At 69.2% G+C, this 4343-nt stretch carries 5 protein-coding genes; all 5 read right to left on the reverse strand.

The features are described 5' to 3' along the window. Positions 1–1154 (reverse strand): cbb3-type cytochrome c oxidase subunit I (locus ACYC1Z_RS14420; protein WP_461410211.1); only part of this gene is annotated, 1154 nt, incomplete at its 3' end. After that, positions 1154–2050 carry an aa3-type cytochrome oxidase subunit II gene (gene ctaC, locus ACYC1Z_RS14425; protein ID WP_461410212.1) on the reverse strand — a complete coding sequence of 299 codons (897 nt, stop codon included), beginning with the start codon at positions 2048–2050 and terminating at the stop codon, positions 1154–1156. The genes ACYC1Z_RS14420 and ctaC, both read right to left, overlap by 1 nt. Positions 2051–2303: 253 nt before the next feature. Beyond that, the gene (locus ACYC1Z_RS14430; protein ID WP_461410213.1) at positions 2304–3278 is read right to left on the reverse strand and encodes an FKBP-type peptidyl-prolyl cis-trans isomerase; all 975 of its coding nucleotides are present in this window, start codon (positions 3276–3278) and stop codon (positions 2304–2306) included. Positions 3279–3494: 216 nt separating this feature from the next. Beyond that, positions 3495–3845, reverse strand: coding sequence for a HesB/IscA family protein (locus ACYC1Z_RS14435; RefSeq protein WP_461410214.1), 351 nt, complete (start codon positions 3843–3845; stop codon positions 3495–3497). Positions 3846–4012: 167 nt separating this feature from the next. Continuing rightward, positions 4013–4343: glycerate kinase (locus ACYC1Z_RS14440; RefSeq protein WP_461410215.1), on the reverse strand; the 331-nt coding region annotated here is incomplete at its 5' end.

Consider the following 4343-nt stretch of genomic DNA (forward strand, 5'->3'; position numbering starts at 1 on the left):
TGGAAGTTCATGGCCGGGCTGGACAGGATGACGCCGGTCAGCCCACCGAACAGGAACGTCACCATGAAGCCCAGGCTGAAGAGCATGGGGGTCTCGAAGGTGATCTTCCCGCGCCACATCGTGCCGACCCAGTTGAAGAACTTCACGCCCGTGGGCACCGCGATCGTCATCGTCATCACGGAGAAGAAGTTCAGCATCACCCCGCCGGTGGTGAACATGTGGTGCGCCCACACGGTGACGGAGAGGGCGGCGATGGAGGCGGTGGCGAAGACGAGGCCCTTGTAGCCGAAGATCGGCTTGCGGGAGAAGACCGGGATGATCTCCGAGACGATGCCGAAGAACGGCAGCGCGATGATGTAGACCTCGGGGTGGCCGAAGAACCAGAACAGGTGCTGCCACAGCAGCGCCCCGCCGGCGTCCGGGTTGTAGATCTGGCCCCCGAGGACCCGGTCGACCACCATCCCGAACATCGCCGCGGCCAGCACCGGGAACACCATGAGCGCCAGGATCGCGGTGAAGAGGATGTTCCAGGTGAAGATGGGCATCCGGAACATGGTCATGCCGGGCGCGCGCATCGTGACGATGGTGGCGACGAAGTTCACCGAGCCGAAGATCGTGCCGAACCCGGTCATCGCCAGGCCCAGCACCCACAGATCACCGCCCACCCCGGGCGAGAAGGTCGCGTCGGCGAGGGGCATGTAGGCGGTCCAGCCGAAGCTTGCGGCCCCCTTCGGCGTCAGGAAGCCGGCTAGGGTGATGAGCCCGCCGAAGAGGAAGAGCCAGAAGGCGAACATGTTCAGGCGCGGGAAGGCGACGTCCGGCGCCCCGATCTGCAGCGGCACGAGGATGTTGCCGAACGCCGCGAACAGGGGCGTCGCGAACAGGAACATCATGATCGTGCCGTGCATCGTGAAGAGCTGGTTGTACTGCTCCTTGGACTGCAGCAGCATGCCGGTCTCGAAGAGCTCCGCGCGCATGAGCAGGGCGAGCACGCCGCCGATCATGAAGAAGATGAACGCGGCGATGAGGTACATGTAGCCGATCGTCTTGTGGTCCGTGGAGGTGATCCACGAAACGATCGTCCTGCCCAGGTGCTGCCGCTGCGGGCGCAGGCCCGGCACTGCCTCCGGGATGGTCTCGATGGAGGTCGCCATCAGTTCTGGGTCCCTTCGACGGTGGCGGGGATGTCGTACCGGCGGTTGAACTCGTCGCCGCGGCTCCCGGTCTGGCCGGCGTCACGCAAGGCGGACATCTCCTCGTCGTACGTGGCACGGTCGACCACCTCGACGTTGAAGAGCATCTCGGAGTGGAACTCGCCGCAGAGCTCGGCGCACTTGCCCGAGTACGTGCCCTCGCGCTGCGGGGTCACCTGGAACGTGTTCTCGCGGCCGGGGATGGCGTCGAGCTTGTACAGGAACGCGGGGATCCAGAACGAGTGTGCGACGTCGCGCGACTTGATGGTGAACTCCACCGTCTCGTTCACGGGCAGGTACAGCGTCGGCAGCGTCTCCTGGACCCCGACCTCACCGGTGAGCTCGACCCGGTGGCCGGAGGAGTAGACATCGTCGGTGAGATAGTTGAAGTCCCAGCTCCACTGCTTGCCGTAGACCTCGATCCGGACGTCGGGCTCGGCCGAGACGTCCTGGAACTCGCCGGTGGTGCGGCTGGAGAAGACGAACAGGGTGCCGATCATGAGGATCGGGACCACCGTGTACATGAGTTCGAGCGGCACGTGGTACCGCAGCTGGACGGGCAGCTGGTTGTCGCCCTTGCGTTTGCGGTAGACGACGATGCTCCAGATGATCAGCCCCCACACGAACACGCCTACGGCCAGGGCGGCGAACCAGGCGCCGTTCCACAGGTCGATCAGGCCGGCGGTCTTGTCCGTCAGTCCCCGCTCGCTCGGCAGGAACCCGACATCGATGCCCTTGCCCGGCTCGCTCGGGAACTGGTCCGCTGGGGCACAGGCGGCGACCGCGAGCATGACGCCCGCGGCCAGCGCGGCTGTGCGCACCGGGCGTCTGCCCGGGGTGAGAGACGGGAATCGCACGGGATCCAACCTTCCGACGCTGCATGACAGTCCATGGACGACCGGGCCGTGGCCTGCGCCGTCGTCGCGTCGGCGCCTCCAGACCCGGGACTTTAGTCCTTCGCCGACACCCTACCGGTGAAAACGGCGCGGTCACGCCCGCAACGGTGGTTCCGAGCCCGGTATTTTGACGAGCTGTCAGGTCCGCCGGGGCCCTCTTGTCGGAAATGTCTGAGTCGTGCAGGGGCAGGCTCGTGCGCCTTCCGCGCCCGGGTCAGCCGACCGACGGTGCGGGGACCGTCCCGACGACGTCCATGACCCACACGATGGCCGGCCGGGCGGCCTCGGTGGCGGTGGCCTCGACCGCCGGGACCTGCACGACGACGCGCGACCCGACCGGGACGCCGGCCAGCTCGTCCAGGTCGCCGCCGCCGCCGATGGTGGCGGTCTCCACGCCGGAGGTCTCCCACGAGGACACGGGGCTGCTGTTGTCCCACACGTTCCCGGCGAGCTGCACGAGGACCCCGGTGCCGGCGGTGTCCGGGACCGGCTCACCCGATCCGGTCGCGAGCACGGTCACGACCGTCTCGGTGGGCTCGGCGGCGCCATCGTTCACGGTGACGGAGACCGGGGCTCCGAGGTCACCCTCCATCGTCACGGGCAGCTCGGGGGCGGGCTCCACCGGCGTGGCATCGGCCTGCCCGGCGACGTCGGGCGCGTACGTGCCGACGACGTCGACGACGAAGACCAGGTGGGCACCCGGCGGGATCGATCCCTGACCGGTCTCGCCGTAGGCGAGGTCCGACGGGATCGACAGGAGCACCCGGTCCCCGACGTGGGTGCCGGTCAGGCCGTCCTTCCAACCCTGGATGACGCGGTTGAGGCTGAAGCCGGCCGGGGCGCCACGCTCGAAGGAGCTGTCGAACACCTCCGCGGAGTCCCAGACCTGCCCCTGGTAGTCGGCCACCACGAAGTCGTCGGTGCCGACCTCGGTGCCGTCGCCCTCCTGAAGGACCTGCACCTGGAGCCCCTCCGGGGCACCGGTGCCCGGGAACGTGATCGTCGGGGCCTCGCCGAAGCCGCCGTCGACCGACGGGAGCTCGGTGCCGGGGGCGGTCGCCGCCGCGCTCGTGCTCCCCTCCCCGGCGGTCGAGCTCTCCGTCGCGTTCGGTTCGGACCCGCCGCAGGCGGCCAGGGTCAGGGCCGCGACGACGGCGAGGGCGGCAAGGGCAGAGGGACGACGGCGCACGGGCACTCCAGGGTCAGGTTCGAGCGGGTCTCGTTCGAACACGGTTCGTTCGGGCGGGTCTGGGACGAGCGGATCTCGTTCGGGTGAGGCGGCCGCGGGCCGGCTCGGGGACCGGTCGAGGACAGCACGACGGCCCCGCGCCGGTGATGGCCGACGCGGGGCCGTGTGCCCTGCGTTGATCAGGAAAGCCCTGCGCAGGTCAGCGGGTCAGCGCGATCAGTGGAACGAGTCCCCGCAGGCGCACGAGCCGCCGGCGTTCGGGTTGTCGATCGTGAAGCCCTGCTTCTCGATGGTGTCCGCGAAGTCGATCGTGGCGCCGTCGAGGTAGGGCACGCTCATGCGGTCGACGACGACCCCGACGCCACCGAAGTCGCGAACGGCGTCACCGTCGAGGACGCGCTCGTCGAAGTAGAGCTGGTAGATGAGGCCGGAGCAGCCACCGGGCTGCACCGCCACACGCAGCCGCAGATCGTCGCGACCCTCCTGCTCGAGCAGCGTCTTCACCTTGGTGGCAGCGACGTCGGTCAGCTCCACGCTGTGGGTGGCGACCTGGGTGGTCTCGCTCATGTCTCTCTCCGCTTCGTCAGTTCGGGCGTACAACAAGGATGAACCGCGGTGACGGCCGACTTGTTCCCTCGGTCCAGAGTACGTCGTCCGTCAGCCTACGTCCCCGGTGGGCCGGGAGCACGGGCCGACCGTCCCGCGTGCGGCGCGGCGGCGTGCGTCCCACACGATCAGGCGGACCAGGTGCGGGCGAGCCGGGCAGCCCGTGCGGCCAGGAGCTCGCGCGCGCCCTCTCCCGCATCCGCGGCCGAGCCGTCACGACCGCGGTCGGTCACCTCGTACGTCGCCGAGATGCCGCTCTGGGCGACCTCGCGCCGACTCGTCTGGACCTCCTCGGCGACGACGACGACGGGCAGCCCGCGGCTCATCGCGAGACGGGACGTCGTGGCGATGACCGAGTCGGTCAGCGCGCGGCCGTCGAGCATGCGGCCGCCGGTGAGCACGAGGTCGGCCCGACCCACCTGCTCCGCGAGGCCGACCTCACCCGCGACCACGTCCGCA

It is taken from the genome of Georgenia sp., from assembly GCF_054605595.1.

Excerpts from the sequence above, each read along its gene's own strand:
- ACYC1Z_RS14435 (WP_461410214.1), bottom strand. The coding sequence starts at position 3,845 with ATGAGCGAGACCACCCAGGTCGCCACCCACAGCGTGGAGCTGACCGAC.